The organism is Bradyrhizobium sp. LCT2 (genome assembly GCF_009931255.1).
Classification (GTDB): domain Bacteria; phylum Pseudomonadota; class Alphaproteobacteria; order Rhizobiales; family Xanthobacteraceae; genus Bradyrhizobium; species Bradyrhizobium diazoefficiens.
Genome location: NZ_CP034432.1, coordinates 5,640,754 through 5,658,170 on the forward strand (window position 1 = coordinate 5,640,754; position 17,417 = coordinate 5,658,170).

The 17,417-nt window shown below is 63.8% G+C and carries 12 protein-coding genes and 1 pseudogene; 3 read left to right on the forward strand and 10 right to left on the reverse strand.

The window, feature by feature from the left end; translation table 11 throughout:
* Nucleotides 1-66: 66 nt before the first annotated feature.
* From EI171_RS27115 to EI171_RS27160, 10 genes and pseudogenes are all read right to left on the reverse strand, one after another.
* A complete protein-coding gene (locus EI171_RS27115; RefSeq protein WP_231166704.1) occupies nt 67-774 on the reverse strand; it encodes a 3'-5' exonuclease in 708 nt (235 codons plus the stop codon).
* Nucleotides 740-2,542, reverse strand: a complete 1,803-nt coding sequence (locus EI171_RS27120) for a putative nucleotidyltransferase substrate binding domain-containing protein (RefSeq protein ID WP_161535161.1) — start codon at nt 2,540-2,542, stop codon at nt 740-742. Before EI171_RS27120 ends, EI171_RS27115 begins: the two co-directional genes overlap by 35 nt.
* 117 nt (nt 2,543-2,659) lie before the next feature.
* Nucleotides 2,660-4,351, reverse strand: coding sequence for a cation acetate symporter (locus EI171_RS27125; RefSeq protein ID WP_011086889.1), 1,692 nt, complete (start codon nt 4,349-4,351; stop codon nt 2,660-2,662).
* On the reverse strand, nt 4,348-4,650 hold the full coding sequence (locus EI171_RS27130) for a DUF485 domain-containing protein (RefSeq protein ID WP_028171101.1): 303 nt from the start codon (nt 4,648-4,650) through the stop codon (nt 4,348-4,350). Before EI171_RS27130 ends, EI171_RS27125 begins: the two co-directional genes overlap by 4 nt.
* Before the next feature lie 243 nt (nt 4,651-4,893).
* Nucleotides 4,894-5,205, reverse strand: coding sequence for a DUF3240 family protein (locus EI171_RS27135; RefSeq protein WP_161535162.1), 312 nt, complete (start codon nt 5,203-5,205; stop codon nt 4,894-4,896).
* A pseudogene (locus EI171_RS27140) lies at nt 5,202-8,275 on the reverse strand (efflux RND transporter permease subunit). The gene EI171_RS27135 and the pseudogene EI171_RS27140 overlap by 4 nt, the downstream one beginning before the upstream one ends.
* Nucleotides 8,275-9,387 (reverse strand): efflux RND transporter periplasmic adaptor subunit, encoded by a 1,113-nt coding sequence (locus tag EI171_RS27145; RefSeq protein ID WP_371740269.1) that lies wholly within the window; start codon nt 9,385-9,387, stop codon nt 8,275-8,277. Before EI171_RS27145 ends, EI171_RS27140 begins: the two are co-directional and overlap by 1 nt.
* 290 nt (nt 9,388-9,677) lie before the next feature.
* Nucleotides 9,678-10,169, reverse strand: coding sequence for a hypothetical protein (locus tag EI171_RS27150; RefSeq protein WP_202633209.1), 492 nt, complete (start codon nt 10,167-10,169; stop codon nt 9,678-9,680).
* Nucleotides 10,170-10,335: 166 nt separating this feature from the next.
* Complete coding sequence (locus EI171_RS27155; RefSeq protein ID WP_161535165.1) at nt 10,336-10,788, reverse strand: DNA polymerase III subunit chi; 453 nt, start codon at nt 10,786-10,788, stop codon at nt 10,336-10,338.
* Between the two features lie 6 nt (nt 10,789-10,794).
* Nucleotides 10,795-12,294, reverse strand: coding sequence for a leucyl aminopeptidase (locus EI171_RS27160; RefSeq protein ID WP_161535166.1), 1,500 nt, complete (start codon nt 12,292-12,294; stop codon nt 10,795-10,797).
* Between the two features lie 338 nt (nt 12,295-12,632).
* On the opposite strand from EI171_RS27160, the gene lptF reads away from it, so the two are divergent.
* Genes lptF through EI171_RS27175 form a run of 3 tightly spaced genes read left to right on the forward strand, consistent with a single transcriptional unit; the run spans nt 12,633 to nt 17,382 of the window.
* A complete protein-coding gene (lptF, locus tag EI171_RS27165) occupies nt 12,633-13,802 on the forward strand; it encodes an LPS export ABC transporter permease LptF (protein WP_011086881.1) in 1,170 nt (389 codons plus the stop codon).
* Nucleotides 13,799-14,896 (forward strand): LPS export ABC transporter permease LptG, encoded by a 1,098-nt coding sequence (lptG, locus tag EI171_RS27170; RefSeq protein WP_038966780.1) that lies wholly within the window; start codon nt 13,799-13,801, stop codon nt 14,894-14,896. The genes lptF and lptG overlap by 4 nt, the downstream gene beginning before the upstream one ends.
* Nucleotides 14,896-17,382: an LPS-assembly protein LptD gene (locus EI171_RS27175; RefSeq protein WP_028171095.1), complete on the forward strand. Its 2,487-nt coding sequence runs from the start codon at nt 14,896-14,898 to the stop codon at nt 17,380-17,382. The genes lptG and EI171_RS27175 overlap by 1 nt, the downstream gene beginning before the upstream one ends.
* Nucleotides 17,383-17,417: the final 35 nt, after the last annotated feature.

Below are 17,417 nucleotides of genomic sequence, written 5' to 3' on the forward strand. Positions count from 1 at the left end.
TATTAAAGTACCTGTACGTTTCTGTCTGTAGCTGTTGGACAATCTGCTCCGCCGCGCCGGGCCCGGTTATCCCCCGAACTGATTGAAAACGGGGCTGGCACGTTGGCGCGCGATACGGACGCCGCGCCTGGTCAGGTCGCGCAACTGCAGGAACATCATCGCAGTCATCAATGCGTCGTTGAAAGCATCGTGCTGCCCAAGAGGCGGAATGCAGAGGTCGTGGAGGATCGCGGCGAACGACAGATCGACCTCGGTATTCGGCGGCGCGTTGCCGTATTTGCGTTCGTAGTAGAGCCGCGACACTTCGATGCGTTCGTTGGGCAGTTCGATTCCCACCAGCGGCAGGATGTACTTGTCCAGCATGGCGATGTCGAAGTCGACATAATAGCCGATCAGCGGGCGCGGCCCGATGAAATGCAGAAAGCCTGGCAGCACCTTCCAGACGATCGGCGACGCTTCGACGTCGGACCGGCGCAAGCGGTGAATCTTGATCGCCTCCGCCTCCAGCTCGCTGTCGGGATGGACAATGGCTTCGAAGCGCGCGCTGGTCAAAATCCGGTTGCCGCGGATCTTGATTGCGGCAATGGCGACGACGTTGTCCGTTCGCACATTCAGACCGGTGGTCTCGCAATCGATGACGACAAACTCGTCGTCCGGAGCGCGATCGAACATGAAGCGATAAGATTGATCGCTCAGGGTCGCCTGGTGCAACAGTCGTTTGATCGCACGGGGCAGCATTCTAGAACATGCCGAGCTTGAAATGATGACCGACAATTTCCCGAAACTTCTTCACCACCTGGAGCGCGTCACGCAATAGATGACGTTCCATGCTGGACAAGTGCGCCGGTCTTACCAGAGTTCCCGATGCGCCCGCGGATGCGGCCAGCTGCCCGTCGAGCCGAAGCATCAGCAGGAATCGGAAGGCTTGTTTCAAGTCGCGTCCAAAGTCCCGTTGCAGCACGCCGAGATCACAGAGCCGGGAAATCCGCTTGTCGGTGGAGGTCTCGCGCAGGCCCTGCTCGAGCGCCAGGCTGCGAACGCCGTGCACGATGGGAAAGATGCCGCCCTTCTTGAGATCCAGCGCATCGCCGGTGCCCTCCGACGTGATCAGGTTGTTGAAGAGGCCGATCGGCGTTTCGAACGCGTCAACGGCGCGCGCGAAGTGGGCCATGAACGCCTGCTCGCCCCGGGTCATGTCGATCAGCGCCGTCTTGGCGTCGTTCAGGAGCTGCTCATTGCCCGCGATTGCCTGCCCATCGTAGACGATGGCCACATTCATGTGCCCGGCCTGATCGGGAAGCACGATCCAGCGGCGCAAATCCGCGCGATACTCCGAAAGCGGCCGGGACCATAGCGGATTGCGCACCATGATATCGCCCGGACAGGGCGGAAAGCCGAAGCTCTGCAGAGCGACGAAGAATTCCTGACGGAACGCCTCCAGGATTTCGCCCTGCATCGGACCTGCGAGGATAAGGCCGTTGTCCTGGTCGGTACGGATGGTCTGCTCGCCCCGCCCTTCGCTTCCCATCACGATCAGGCAGCTGCTGGTGCGCAGCTCGGCCGGCGCGACCATTTCGAACAATCGAGACAGCAGGCGTCGATTGAGGTCGGAGACGATCTCCGCAATGACCTCTACCTTGACCCCTTGCCGTCGCAGCACGCGCGTTTGCGTCTCGATCTCCCGCGCCGCGGTGGCGAGGTCCTGCTGACTCGAGGCTCGATCGATGCGGCCGGCAATGACTTGAGCGCTTCCGGCCAAGAACCCCAGCAGATCGATCTCCTCCAGAATTCCGACGAGCTCTTCGCCGTCGCGCACGGCAAGCCGCCGCTTGTTGTGCTTGGTCATGAGCAGGAGGGCCGAGGAGACGAAATCGTCACGGCGCAGCGACACGATGTCGAAATTCGCGAGCTCGCCGACCGGCGTCTGGATGGACTGGCGCCGCAGCACCACCGCTTTGGACAGGTTCATGCCGGTCACGATGCCGATCCGCTCACCGTCCCGGACAAACAGCGCATTGCTGTTGATCTCGCGCATCAGATGCCCGGCGGCCTCGATCGTATCACTGGCAGCCAGAAACACCGGCGGATGCAGGAACAGTTCGCCGACCTTGGCGTGCATCAACGAGCCGTAACGTCCCGTCTCCTCGTCGTTGGCGAGTTCGTCCAGCTTCTGGGATATCTCCCGGTAGAAAAAAGCCGCAAAGCGCGGGTTCGCCTTGATCAGACCGAGCGCGACCTTCCGGGGGATCACGTAGCAAAGCGTCTCGTCGCGGGCGATAAACTGGTGGCCGCTATGGTCGTGAACAAGCGCACGACTGTCGAACGTGTCCTTGGGACCGAGCAATGCCAGCAGGTCGGCTTCGTTCCGCTCCTCGACGATGCCCTTGATCACGACATAGAGCGCCTCCGCCGGGGCGTCCCGCCCGATGATCGCTTCGCCCGGACTGAAGTACCCGATGTCCAGCGCGGCCCGCAACGTCTCGGCCTCGCCCGGCGTCAGACGATCGAACGGCGGGTTGGTGATGTCGAACGCCTTGGGCATTTCGGCCTTTCGAAGATACGGACCATCCGAGGATCCGACGACTGATCATCGAAAGCGCAGCACCGGCCGGCCCATATGAGCCGGTCGGTACCGAAGCGACGTCCCGCAGATCCTCGCCTAGTGAGCCGTGGCCGAAGCAGCACCGATACCGGTCTGCGATCGGACATATTGCGCGTCAAAGCCATCGCGATCGGCCGCGGCACGCTTGCTGCGGTCCAGGATCGAGACCAGCCAGATCCCCGCAAAGGCGAGCGCCATCGAGAACAGCGCCGGATTGTCCAGCTTGATGGGAGCCGACCCCTTGGCAAAGCCAAGCGTCGCCTCCCAGACTGCCGGCGAGAGGACCACGCCCACAACCGCGCTGAACAGGCCAAGGAAGCCGCCGAACACGGCTCCCCGCGTCGTCAGGCCTTTCCAGAAGATCGACATCACCAGCACGGGGAAATTGCAGGATGCCGCGATGGCGAAAGCAAGGCCCACCATGAAGGCGACGTTCTGGTTCTCGAACACGATGCCCAGGAAGATCGCAAGCACGCCGAGCACCAGTGTCGCAATCTTCGAGACCCGGATCTCGTCCTGCTCGTTTGCGTTGCCGCCCTTGATCACCATGCCGTAGAGATCGTGGCTGATGGATGATGCCCCGGCCAGAGCCAAGCCTGACACGACGGCCAGGATCGTGGCAAAGGCAACGGCCGAAATGAAGCCAAGGAACAGATTGCCGCCGACGGCGTTCGCGAGATGAATCGCCGCCATGTTGGAGCCGCCCTTGATCGCCGCGATTCCGCTCTTGGTCTTCTCGAGAATGCTCCCATCGAGAAACATCGCGTCGGTCGAAACCAGCGTGATCGCGCCAAAGCCGATGATGAAGGTCAGGATGTAGAAATAGCCGATGAAACCCGTGGCGTAGAACACGGACTTGCGGGCCGCCTGAGCGTCCTTCACGGTGAAGAAGCGCATCAGGATGTGAGGCAGGCCCGCCGTTCCGAACATCAGCGCCAGGCCGAGCGAGATGGCCGAGAGCGGATTGGAAATCAGGCTGCCGGGCTCCATGATCGCGAGTTTCTTGGGATGCACCTCTGTTGCCTTGGTGAACAGCGCTTCCGGGCTGAACCCGTACTTGTAGAGGACGGCTCCGGCCATGAACGTTGCGCCTGAGAGCAACAGCACCGCCTTGATGATCTGCACCCAGGTCGTCGCCTTCATCCCGCCGAACGTCACGTAGATCATCATCAGGCCGCCAACCAGGACGACCGCGATCCAGTAGTCGAGACCGAACAACAGCTGGATCAGCTTACCGGCACCGACCATCTGCGCGATGAGATAGAACGCAACCGTCACCAGCGAGCCGCACGCCGCCAGGATACGGATCTCGGTCTGCCCGAGCCGAAACGAGGTCACGTCGGCAAAGGTGAACTTTCCGAGGTTGCGCAATTGTTCGGCGATCAGAAAGGTGACGATCGGCCATCCCACCAGCCAGCCGACGGAGTAGATCAAGCCGTCGTAGCCCGAAGTATAGACGAGGCCCGATATGCCGAGGAAGGACGCCGCCGACATGTAGTCGCCTGCGATCGCAAGTCCGTTCTGGAAGCCCGTAATTCCGCCGCCGGCCGAGTAGAAATCCGCGGCCGATGCGGTCCTCTTGGCGGCCCAATAGGTGATGACGAGCGTCAGGCCAACGAACCCGACGAACATACCGATCGCCGACCAGTTGGTCGCCTGCTTAACGCCGCCGTCGATGCTGCCTGCGGCGAGCGCGATGGTGGGCAGGCCTGCGAGCAGGATCGCCAGGAGCCATGAGAATTTCTTCACGAGCGGTTCTCCTCGACAATCTTGCGGATGAGCACGTCGTAACTGGAATTCGCCTGGCGGACATAGATACCCGTCAGCAGGAAGGCGAGCACGATGACGGACAGTCCGATTGGAATGCCGATCGTCGTCACGCCGCTGCCCAGCGGTATCCCGAGGAACTTGGGAGCGTAGGCGACCAGCAGGATGAAGCCGAAATAGACAACAAGCATAACCGCCGACAGCATCCAGCCCAGCGACGAACGTCGGCGCACGAGCTCCTGGTAGTTCGGATCGCGTTCAATCTTGGCGAGGTTGCTCACATCAATGGTCCCTGGATGATCCTCTGGAGTTCTTGTCGTCAAAGCGGTCCCTTATCTGGCGGGACCATCCGAGCCTGCACTGCCGGACGGCCAAGCTCCATGATCCAGATCAAGTCCGGTTGATCCCTATGACGTGCGTGACAAACGGCCAGCGGCCGCGCAGCTGTCGAAGGCGCGCGGAAGAGCATTGGCTCGGGGCCAGCACGCAGTTTGATGAAGCGGCGGGGTAGAGGTTGCTCCGGACTACGCGATGGTTCCGAACTCGGCCACCGGAGCAATCCAATATACGAGATTGCAGCCCGCGAACGAATGCCGGAGCTGATCGACCAGGCGCCTGGCGTCCGCTCCTGGCAGAACGATCTGGACATGCACCTGATCGGCGTGGCCCTTCACACGTTCGGCGGCCGTCGGCAACTGCACGCCTGAGCCGTGTCCCGCGGCATCGGAGACCGTGAAGCCGGACGTCTGGCCCGGCTGCTCGCTGAGAAAGTCGAGCAGCTCATCGCGCAGCTTTCGCGCCAGGATCAACGACAGGCACACATATTCGCTGGTCATTTTGACTCCTTCGCAGTGCCGCCGAACCGGCGATAGAGGATGGGGAGCAGGATGAGCGTGAGCAGCGTGGACGACAGCAATCCTCCGATCACCACGATCGCCAGCGGCCGCTGGATCTCCGATCCCGGACCGGAAGCGAACAAGAGCGGGATCAGGCCCAATGCGGTGATGCTGGCGGTCATCAGCACCGGGCGGAGCCGCCGCCTGGCACCGTCGACCACGATCTGGTCCTCGCCGACGCCATGCGCCCTCAACTGATTAAAATACGAAACCAGCACGACGCCGTTCAGGACCGCGATTCCGAGCAGGGCGATGAATCCGACAGAGGCCGGAACCGACAGATATTCGCCGGTCGAGACGAGGGCAAACACGCCTCCGATCAGCGCGAACGGGATGTTCACGAGCACGAGCAAGGCCTGCCGAACGGAAGCGAAGGTCGTGAACAGCAACACGAAGATCAGACCGATGGCGACGGGCACGACAATCGAAAGGCGCGCGGCAGCGCGTTGCTGGTTTTCGAACTGTCCGCCCCAGGTGAGCCGATAGCCCTTCGGCAGCGAAAGATCGGCGGCGACCTTCCGTTGGGCCGCCTCGACGAAGCCGACCATGTCGCGGCCGCGCACATTGGCGCGAACGACACTCATCCGGTTGCCGTCCTCGCGGTCGATCTTCACCGGGCCGTCGACGCGCTGGATGCGCGCGACCTGGGACAGCGCGACGTGCTGCCCGGAGGCGAGCGTGAGTGGCAGGCTCGCGAGCAATGTGGGCGCCTCCCGCGTCGTCTCGCTTCCCCGGACCAGAATGGGCGTGCGACGGCCCTCCTCGAGCGCGGTGCCGATCGTCCGCCCCTCGATCTGGGTCCGCAGCGCATTGGCAATGGTGTCCACCGTCAGACCGAGACGGCCGGCCTCCATCCGGTTCACGACGACCGTGTAGTATTGCGCACCTTCGTTGAGCGTCGTGTAGACGTCTTCTGCACCCTCGATACTGGTGAGGATCTCGGACAGTTTCGTCGCAATCTCGTTGAGCCTGCCGACGTCGCTGCCGAAGACCTTCACAGCGACGTCGCCACGCACGCCGCTGATCATCTCCTGCACCCGCATGTCGATGGGTTGGGTGAAGCTGAGCGAGATGCCCGGAAAGTCGGCGAGCACGTTGCGCAGCGCCTTCAAGAGCTCCGCCCTGTCCGGGGCGGCTCTCTCTTCAACAGGCTTGAGCACGAGAAACGTGTCAGTCTGGTTCGGTCCCATGGGATCGAGCCCGAGCTCGTCGGAACCGGTTCGCGCGATGATCCCGGTGACGTCCGGAACCTTCAAGAGCGCCGACTGGATCCTCGCGTTGATCGCGAGGGATTCGTCCAGATTGACCGACGGCAACGTCTCGACGCTGACGATGACGTCGCCCTCGTCCATGGTCGGCATGAAGGTCTTGCCGAGTTGCGAATAGGCGTACCCTGCCGCGACCAGCGCCAGGAGAGCTGCAGCAATGACCTTTCGCTCGTTTCGCAGCGACCAGTCCAGCGCGGGTGCGTAGACGCGCTGCGCGAGGCGGATCAGCAGCGGCTCGCCGTGCCCTGCCGATTTGAGCAGGAACGAGGTCGCGACTGGGATCACGGTGAGCGCCAGCAACAGCGAGCCGGCGAGCGCAAAGATGATTGCGAGCGCAACGGGGATGAAGAGCTTGCCCTCGAGCCCCTGCAAGGTGAGCAGCGGCACGAACACGATCATGATGATCAGCACGCCGGAAGCGACAGGTTGCAGCACCTCGCAGACCGACCGGAAGATGACGTGGATCAGCGGAAGGCCCCTGCCCGGCTCGTGATTGCCGAGATTTCCGACGATGTTCTCGACCACCACCACCAGCGCATCGATCAGCATGCCGATCGCGATCGCAAGCCCGCCGAGGCTCATCAGATTGGCGGACATTCCAACCGCACGCATGGCCAGGAGCGCAATGACGATCGCGAGCGGCAGGCTGAGGGCGATCACCAACGATGCGCGCCAATTGCCCAGGAACAGCAACAACAGGACGACCACCAGCACGGTCGCCTCGCCGAGCGCCCGCACCACCGTGCCGACGGCGCGACCGACGAGGCGGCTTCGGTCATAGAACACGTTGAGGGATACGCTCTGGGGCAGCGCGGGCTTCAGCTCCTCGAGCTTTGCGCGGACGTCACGCACCAGTTGGCCGGCATTGGCTCCGCGCAAGCCCAGCACCAGCCCTTCGACCGTTTCGCCCTGGCCGTTCTCCGTCACTGCCCCATAGCGTGTCAGGGCCCCGACCTTGACCCGCGCAACGTCGTTCACGCGTATCGGGACCCCGTCGCGGGTGTCCACGACAATGGCCTTGATGTCGTCGATCGTGCGGATGCTGCCTTCAATCCGCACCAGGGCACTGTCCTCGCCCTGGTTGACGCGCCCCGCGCCGTCGTTGCGGCTGTTGGTTTCGACGGCGCGGCGAAACAGCTCCGACGAAATGCCGCGCGCGGCGAGCGCATCGTTGAGCGGGACGATCTCGAACGCCCGCACGTAGCCGCCGAGGGCATTCACGTCGGCAACCCCGGGAACCGTGCGCAGCGCCGGTCGGATCACCCAGTCGAGCAGGGTTCGCCGCTCCGCCAGCGACAGCTCGGAGCTGTCGATGGTAAACATGAACATCTCGCCGAGCGGACTGGTGATCGGCGCAAGCCCGCCACTCACCCCCTCGGGAAGGTCACGAGCGATGTTCGACAACCGCTCGGAGACCTGGTGCGCGCCCAGTAGATATCCGTGCCGTCCTCGAAATCGATCGTGACGTCGGCGAGCGCGTATTTGGTGGTCGAGCGCAGGATCTTCTTGTTCGGCAGGCCCAGCAGTTCGAGCTCGATCGGGACGGTGATGCGCTGCTCGACCTCCTCCGGCGTCAGGCCCGGTGCCTTCATGATGATTTTCACCTGGACTGGTGAAACGTCGGGGAACGCGTCGATCGGCAGGCTGGGGAGGAACGTTGCGCCCGCGCCGATCAGCAGCAAGACGGCGAGCAGGACGAACAGCCGCTGCGAGAGCGCAAAGGCGACCAGACGCTGGAGCATTATTGGCCGGCTCCGAGCCGCGAGAGAATGCCCCGAAGCGCCGAGATGCCCGCGATCGCAACCTCGTCCTTGTCGCTGATCGGGCCGGATATCACGACGTGATCCTGGTCCTCTGCGAGCAGCGTGACCGATACCAGCCGGAAGCCGCCCTCGATGGCTTTGAATATCCAGCTCTGCTCGCCACGACGGACGAGACCGCTATAGGGAATCTCCCAGGCGCTCTCGCCCTCGGAGAGGAAGCTAAGACGGACGGACGCCGTCTGGCCCGGGTGCAATTGGCCGCTGTTCGGCACTTCGGCCCGCACCAGGATGGTTTGCGTCGCCGCATCGGTCGTCTCGGAAATCAGAACGACGCGACCGGGCGTTGCGTAACCTTCGACCTCGACCCGCGCACCGGTGCGGATTGCGCGGATGTTGGCCGCTGGAATGGCGATTTCGGCCCACAACGGCGAAAGCCGGGCAAGCTTGACCAGCGGCGCGGACTGCTCCAGCCGCTGCCCCGGCGAGACCGCGATCTCGACCACGGATCCCGTCTGCGGCGCATTGACGGTCAGCGTCCCGCTGATTGCCGCGTCGCTCGCCAACCGGGAGATTGCGTCATCGGAGAGCCCCGCCAACCGGAGCATCTGCCGGCGCTCTGCGACCGCGATGGTGGCCTGGCGGGCCTCGGCCTGGCTCGCCTCGAGAACGCGTTGTGGGACGGCCTTGCCCTCGAAGAGATCGGCGTTCCGCTTGAGCTGCTGGTTCGCAAGAACCTCCTGCGCGACGGCGTGAAGATAGTCCCGCTGGAGTGACACGAACCCCTGGCTCTCCAGCGTCAGAAGCGGCTGGCCGGCGCTCACGCGATCCCCGCGCGCGACGGCCAGATTGGTGACCATGCCGGCAACGGGCGTGCTCACCACCCACAATTGAGGCGTCGGAACGACGATCTGCGCCGGATAAGGCAGTGTCTGGTCGGTTCTGCTCGAAACCGGATGCACGACACGAATGCCGAGGCTTTCGATCTGCGTGGGCGTCAGTTTCATGTCGTCGTCGGCCACAGCGATGCCGGGGCACCCGACGAGCGAGAGCGCAACAACGACGCGGCACGCCCTGCGTAGAAGACGTTCCATCTGATGGAAAGATCGCATCAATACCAGCTTCGAAGACGGTTGCCGGGTCTTTCTAGGCCGGATGCGATTGAAGGAGTTGACCTACGTCAACGGCAGCCCATTGCGGCAAATCGGGTATTCGAGCCGGCTGTCGCGGATGATGTTGTTGTTTTGGTCGCGCGCGGTGCGCGCTCTTCAATTACGCGATCCGCGCGAACCAGCGGCAAGGACCGTATGTCGAGGTCGATCGCCCTGGCCGCGTTCGGATCGACGACCAGCTCGTAGCGTTTCGCCGGGACGCGCGCTTGCGCTTACGCCGACTTCTTCTTCGCCTTAGGCTTGGTCGCCTTCGGCAAGACAGGCGCCTCCGGCGTGCCCTCGATCGAGGACAGGCGTCCGGCCGTGAACGTGTAGATGCCCGCGCGCGGACCGGTCGTCCATGTGACAACGGCAACGCGCCTGCCGACGGCATCATTGGAGAGGTTCACGTTCGAGGGCGCGCCGATGCCGCGCACCACGTCGCATTCGGTATGGCCGAGAGCGACTGTGCCGCCGGCGGCCGCCGGCGCGGTCGTCGATGCATTGGCATCGGCAGGTCCGGGAGGCGGCGCCATGCCGGGACAGGCGCCGTCGGCGCTGACCAGATCCTCAGCCCCGACCGGCTTTTCGGGAGTCAGCGGCGGCGATTCAATCGAGATGTTCCTGATGAACAGGCGGCTGGGCGTGTTGAACCACTGGGCATCCTTGGACAGCAGATCGGTCCCGCCCGAGCAGCCCGCGACCAGCGGTACTACGGCAGCCAACGCAACTATGAGCGAGCCGGGAAGCTTTTGATGTCGCACGATAAACTAAATTCCCCGCGTGAAGGACCAGCCCTAAACGATTGTCCCAACATCACTTTGCGGCACGAAGGTGGCCGAAGCCAGCATCACCCGTAAAGTGCAAATTATCATTAATTGCGATCGACCGCTAATTCCGCCGCTGCCACCGCCCCCGTTCGTCGGCCTGCCAATAGGTGACATCAAATCCCCGCGCCTTGCAATCCGTCCAGGCCCTGCGGGCGAGCGCCAGCGCGTCCGGATCGTCGCCGTTGAACAGCAGCACCATGCGCTCATAGCCCTGCGCATCCTGCGGCAGCGCTGCGTTGTCGACCAGAAAGCGGACATGGGCGCCGTTGGGATTGTCCTCCTCGATCGCCAGCACGATCGGCTGATCGGCGGCATCGTTCACGCGCCATGTCGCGTGCGGCAGGAAGGAATCGTCGCGATAGGTCCACAGATGCGCATCGAGCGCATCGGCGCGTTCCTCCGAGGTCGACTGCACCACGACGCGCCAGCCGCGCTCGAGCGATTTCTCGAGAAGCGGCGGCAACACGTTCTCCACCGTCATGTTTTGCAGATGGTAGAACAGCACTTCAGTCATTTTGGATCATTTGCGCTCGTAGTGGTCCGCCACCAGGCGATCCAGGAGGCGGACGCCATAGCCGCTTCCCCAGCTCTGGTTGATGTCGGTCTTCGGCGCGCCCATGGCGGTGCCGGCGATGTCGAGATGCGCCCAGGGCGTGCCGTCGACGAAGCGCTGCAGGAACTGCGCCGCGGTGATCGAGCCGCCGTGGCGGCCGCCGGTGTTCTTCATGTCGGCGAACTGCGAATCGATCAGCTTGTCGTATTCGGGGCCGAGCGGCAGGCGCCAGACCTTCTCGCCGCTCTCGATGCCGGCCGTCAGCAGCCGGTCGGCAAGCTCGTCATTGTTGGAGAACATGCCGGCATGCTCGGTGCCGAGCGCGACCACGATCGCGCCGGTCAGCGTCGCCAGGTCCACCATGAATTTCGGCTTCGTCTTCTTGGCCACATACCAGAGCACGTCGGCCAGCACGAGGCGGCCTTCGGCGTCGGTGTTGATGATCTCGATGGTCTGGCCCGACATCGAGGTGACGATGTCGCCCGGCCGCTGCGCATTGCCGTCGGGCATGTTCTCGACGAGGCCGATGGCGCCGACCACGTTGGCCTTGGCCTTGCGCGCCGCAAGCGCGTGCATCAGCCCGACGACGCAGGCAGCCCCGCCCATGTCGCCCTTCATGTCCTCCATGCTGCCGGCCGGCTTGATGGAGATGCCGCCGGTGTCGAAGCAGACGCCCTTGCCGACGAAGGCGACCGGGGCCTCGCCCTTCTTGCCGCCGTCCCAGCGCATGATCACGGTGCGGCTCGGCCGCGTCGAGCCCTGGCCGACGCCGAGCAGCGCGCCCATGCCGAGCTTGTCCATCGCCTTGACGTCGAGCACCTCGACCTTGACGCCGAGCTTGCGGAGCAGGCTTGCGCGGCGCGCGAATTCCTCGGGGAAAAGCACATTCGGCGGCTCGTTGACGAGGTCGCGCGCGATGATCACGCCGTCGACGACATGGCCGGCCGAGGCAAACGCCTTCTTGGCCGCGGCGACATCGCCCACCGCAAGCGAGATATCGGCGCGTGAGCCGCCCTCCTCGCCGTCCTTCTTCTTGGTCTTGTAGCGGTCGAACTTGTAGGCGCGCAGCCGGAGCCCTGCGGCGATCGCAACCGCCTGCTCGCTCGTCATGGCGCCGTCAGGCAGTTCCGCCATGATGGTCATCGCGGCAGCAGTGGCGGAGAGCTTGCCCGCCGCCACGCCGCCGAATTTGAGAAAGTCATTCGCCTTCAGGCCCGTCGCCTTGCCGGCCCCGATCACGATCAGACGGGTGGCCTTCACCCCCTCCGGCGCCAGGATGTCCAGCGCGGCGCCGCTTTTACCTTTGAAAGCGGCGGCCGAGGCCGCCCGCTTCACAAGTTCGGTAGCGCCGCCGAGCGCCTTGGCGGTCGCCGGGCCCAGCTTCAAACCGTCGTCGCAGAACACGACCAGGATGCCATGGGCGGCAGCAGACAACGAAACGAAGCCGACCTTGATGGCATCGGACATGGGTAACTCCTCTAAAACATGGGGCTTTTGCCGCTCGACGGGTCCGGCCACGGGCCGGCGCTGAACGGCGATTCACTGGACTTTCCCCACTATGGGCCACCGGCCGGGCAGATGCCAAGCACCGCCCGTGGCCGCCAGGCCACAAGAGGGAAATATTAACCATATGTTGAGGGTGCCACGGGGCAGCCATTTTGTTGACGGATCAAAGGGATGGTAGTGAGAGAGTAAGCCGGCGTAAGAGCTGTTTGTCCGACCTTGGGGATCCCCTTCCGGGGATTGGTTGGACGGCCAGAACTCCGGCCGACATTGGGGACTTGGTGGGATTCGTGCGGTAGCGCATGGGGTCAATCGATAGGTATATCTTCCGCACGACGCTGGCGTCGTTTGCGCTGGTCCTGGTCAGCCTCACCGGCGTGATCTGGATTACGCAGGCGTTGCGCGGCATCGACCTGATGACGAGCCAGGGTCAGACCATCCTCACCTTCCTCGGCATCACCAGCCTCGTCGTGCCCGCGCTGGTCCTGATCATCTCGCCGATCGCGCTGATGATCGCGATCTCGCACACCCTGAACAAGCTCGCGACCGATTCCGAGATCATCGTGATGAATGCCGCCGGCTTCTCGCCGTTCCGGCTGTTCTATCCGTTCTTCTACGCCACCTGCGTGGTGGCCCTGCTGGTCGCCTTCATCGCGGCCTATCTTGCGCCCGACGGCATGCGGCGGATCAAGCAGTGGGATGCCGAGATCACCGCCGACGTGCTCACCAACATCCTCCAGCCCGGCCGCTTCGCGCAGCTCGACAAGAACCTGACGATCCGGATCCGCGAGCGCCTGCCGGGCGGCATCCTCGCCGGCATCTTCATCGACGACCGCCGCGATCCCAACGAGCGCGTCTCGATCGTCGCCGAGCATGGCGAGGTCATGAAGAACGACACCGGATCGTTCCTGGTGCTGGAAACGGGAAATCTGCAGCGCTTCGAGGTCGGCAAACGCGATCCCGCGCTGGTGGCGTTCGGCCGTTACGGCTTCGACATGTCGAAGTTCTCCGGTCAAGGCCGCGACGTCACCCTCGGCATCCGCGAGCGCTATCTCTGGGAGCTGTTCTCGCCGTCCGAGGATGATCCCGTCTACAAGCAGATTCCCGGTCAGTTCCGCTCGGCCTTGCACGACAGCCTGTTGGCGCCGATCTATCCGTTCGCCTTTGCCGTGCTGACCTTCGCCTTCCTCGGTGCGCCTCGCACCACCCGCCAGAGCCGCAATTTCTCGATCGGCTCGTCCATCGTCGCAGTGTTCGGCCTGCGCATGGCCGGCTTCGCCTGCTCGGTGATGGCGGTGAAGTCGCCCGCCGCGGTGCTGGTCCAATACGCGATGGTGTTGGGCGCCATCGGCGTCGGGATGTGGATGATCGTCGGCGGCATCGTGGTCGAGCCGCCGCCCCGCCTCATGGAGGCCATCAACAGGTCGAACGCGCGCATCGCACGGTTGTTCGGACGGCCGGCCACCGCATGAGCATGCTCACCAATACACTCGGGCGCTATTTCGCCGGCCGCTTCGTGGTCGCGGCGCTCGGCGTGTTCGCCAGCATCTTCCTGCTGCTGGTGCTGGTCGATTACATCGAGATGGTGCGCAAGACCTCCGGCCTTGCGTCCGCCTCGGCGATCATGGTGGCCGAGACCTCGCTGTTCCGGGTGCCGCAGCTCCTGGAGAAGCTGACGCCGTTCTGCATGCTGATCGGCGCCATGACCTGCTATCTCGCGCTCTCGCGAAGGCTCGAGCTCGTGGTCGCGCGCGCCGCCGGCGTCTCGGCCTGGCAGTTCATCTCGCCGGCGCTCGGCAGCGCGCTCCTGATCGGGGTGATCGCCACCGTCGCCTACAATCCGATGTCGGCCAATCTGCGCGAGCTCTCCAAGCGCATGGAGGCCGAGCTGTTCGGCTCGGCGCCCGGCGGCGGCATCCAGGACGCCTCCGGCTTCTGGCTCAACCAGGTGACCAACGACGGCCAGACGATCATCAATGCGGCGCGCAGCGAGCAGCAGGGCGTCCGGCTCACGGGGCTCACGCTGTTCCGGTTTGACACAGAGCAGCACTTCAAGGAACGCGTCGAGGCGCGCGAGGCGGAGCTCGAAGTCGGCCAGTGGATATTCAGGAACGTCCGCCGCTTCTCGCTCGACGGGCCGCCGATCGAGCAGGCCGTTCTGGCGATTCCGACGACGTTGACCGAGGCCCAGGTCCGCAACAGCTTTTCCACACCCGAGACTGTGTCCTTTTGGCAACTACCGAGCTACATCCGCTCCTCCGAAAGCTCAGGCTTCGCGACAGCCGGCTATCGACTCCAGTATCACAAGCTGTTGGCGCAGCCGTTTTTGCTCGCCGCCATGGTGATGCTCGCGGCCTCGGTGTCGTTGCGTTTCTTCCGGATGGGCGGCGTGCAGAAGATGGTTTTGAGTGGCGTGGGCGCAGGCTTTCTGCTCTACGTTCTGTCGAAAGTGACTGAAGACTTGAGCAAGGCTGAGTTGATGCATCCGATCGCTGCGGCGTGGTTGCCCGTGGTGGTGGGCGGCCTCACCGGCTTTTTGGCCTTGTTGTACCAGGAGGACGGTTAGTGACTGCCGTCCATCGAGGGCCCGTGTCTCGTTTGACGCGCCGCACTGTGATGCGCGCGAACGGACGCGGCTTGTCCGTGCGCAGGCTTCTGCTCGCCGTCGTCGCGGCCGTCTCGCTCGGCGGGCTGATCGACATTGCAGCCGTGGCGCCGGCCTCGGCCCAGTTCACCTATAATCCGCTGCCGCCGCGCCCGAAGCCGCCGAAGGCCGCCAACGACAACCAGATGCTGGTTCAGGCGACCGAGGTCGACTACGACTACAACAATTCGCGCGTCTCCGCGGTCGGTAACGTCCAGCTGTTCTACAACGGCACCAGCGTCGAGGCCGACAAGGTCATCTACGACCAGAAGACCAAGCGGCTCCATGCCGAAGGCAACATCCGCATGACGGATGCCGACGGCAAGATCACCTATGCCGAGATCATGGATCTCTCGGACGATTACCGCGACGGTTTCGTCGATTCGCTGCGCGTGGACACCGCCGACCAGACCCGCATGGCCGCGACCCGTGCCGACCGGTCCAGCGGCAACTACACGGTGTTCGACAACGGCGTCTACACGGCCTGCGCGCCGTGCAAGGACGATCCGAAGAAGCCGCCGCTGTGGCAGGTCAAGGGTGCGCGCATCATCCACGACCAGCAGGAGAAGATGCTGTACTTCGAGACGGCGCAGCTCGAATTCTTCGGCGTGCCGATCGCCTACATGCCCTATTTCTCGACGCCCGACCCGACCGTGAAGCGCAAGTCCGGCTTCCTGATGCCCGGCTACTTCCCCGGCACGACGAACACCGGCTTCGGCGCCGAAGTTCCCTATTATTGGGCGATCGCGCCCGACATGGACGCAACCTTCACCCCGCGCTTCATGTCGCGACAGGGCGCGCTGCTGCAAGGCGAATTCCGTCAGCGCTTGATCGACGGCGCCTATCAGATCCGCGCCTACGGCATCTACCAGCTCGATCCCGGAGCCTTTGCCGGGCAGCCCGGAGACCGCCAGTTCCGCGGCGCTATCGACACCAAGGGTCAGTTCGCGCTGAACGACAAATGGGTCTGGGGTTGGGACGGTGTCCTGATGTCCGACTACTATTTCTTCTCGGACTATCGCCTCGCGGCCTACAGGGACCCGCTCGGATCGTTCCTGAACCTGCCGACCGATGCGATCTCGCAGCTTTATCTGACCGGCGTCGGCAATCGCAGCTTCTTCGACGCGCGCACGATGTACTGGCTGAGCTTCTCGGGCAACCAGAACCAGGTGCCGATCGTCTACCCCGTGATCGACTACTCGAACGTGCTCAACTATCCGGTGTTCGGCGGCGAGTTCAGCTACAAGACCAACTTCGTGAACCTGTCGCGTGACACCGCCGTGTTCGATCCGATCACGACGCTCGCCAACACCAACAGCCTGTGCACGACGGCGTCGGCCGATCCGCTCGCGCGCACGCCGTCGCAGTGCCTGCTGCGCGGCTTCCCCGGCACCTATACCCGCCTGACGGCGGAAGCGCAGTGGCGCAAATCCTTCACCGACCCGCTCGGCCAGATCTGGACGCCGTTCGCCAGCCTCCGTGCCGATGCGATCAACTCCTCGGTCTCGAACCAGCCGGGCGTGTCGAACTACCTGCCGGTCGGCGACACCCAGGCGATCCGCCTGATGCCGACCGTCGGCCTCGAATACCGCTATCCCTTCATCAACGTTCAGCCCTGGGGCTCGACCACCATCGAGCCGATCGCGCAGATCATCATCCGCCCGAACGAGACCTATGCCGGCAAGCTGCCGAACGAGGACGCGCAGAGCATGGTGTTCGACACCTCGAACCTGTTCAGCGTCGACAAGTTCTCCGGTTACGACCGCGTCGAGGGCGGCGGCCGCGCCAATGTCGGCGTGCAGGCCACCACGCAGTTCGACAGGGGCGGCGCCGTCAAGACGCTGTTCGGCCAGTCCTACCAGCTGTTCGGCATGAACTCCTACGCGGTCCAGGACTCCATCAACACGGGCCTGGATTCCGGTCTCGACAAGCCCCGCTCCGACTACGTGGCGAGCATCGCCTACTCGCCCAACCGCACCTACACGTTCAGCGTCCGCTCCCGCATGGACGAGCAGACCTGGAACGTCCAGCGTTTCGAGGCGGAAGGCCGCGCCAACTTCGATCGCTGGTCGATCAGCGTGATGTACGGCAACTACGCGGCACAGCCGGAACTCGGCTATCTGACGCGCCGCGAGGGCATCCTGACCTCGGGCTCGCTCAAGGTCGCGACCAACTGGGTGGTGTCGGGCTCGGCGCGCTGGGACCTCGAGGCCAACAAGATCAACCAGTATGTGCTCGGCGCCGGCTATGTCGACGATTGCTTCGTGTTGGCGGCGAACTATGTAACTTCGTATAGCTATTCGGCGGGCACTACGCCGCCAGTGCTGAGCCATGCGTACATGTTCACGTTCGGGCTGCGTACGCTGGCGACCTCGTCGACGACCAGCAGTACCGGCGGCCTCCAGTAAACGGTTTGAAGTGCCGACCGCGTTGCCCCAATCGC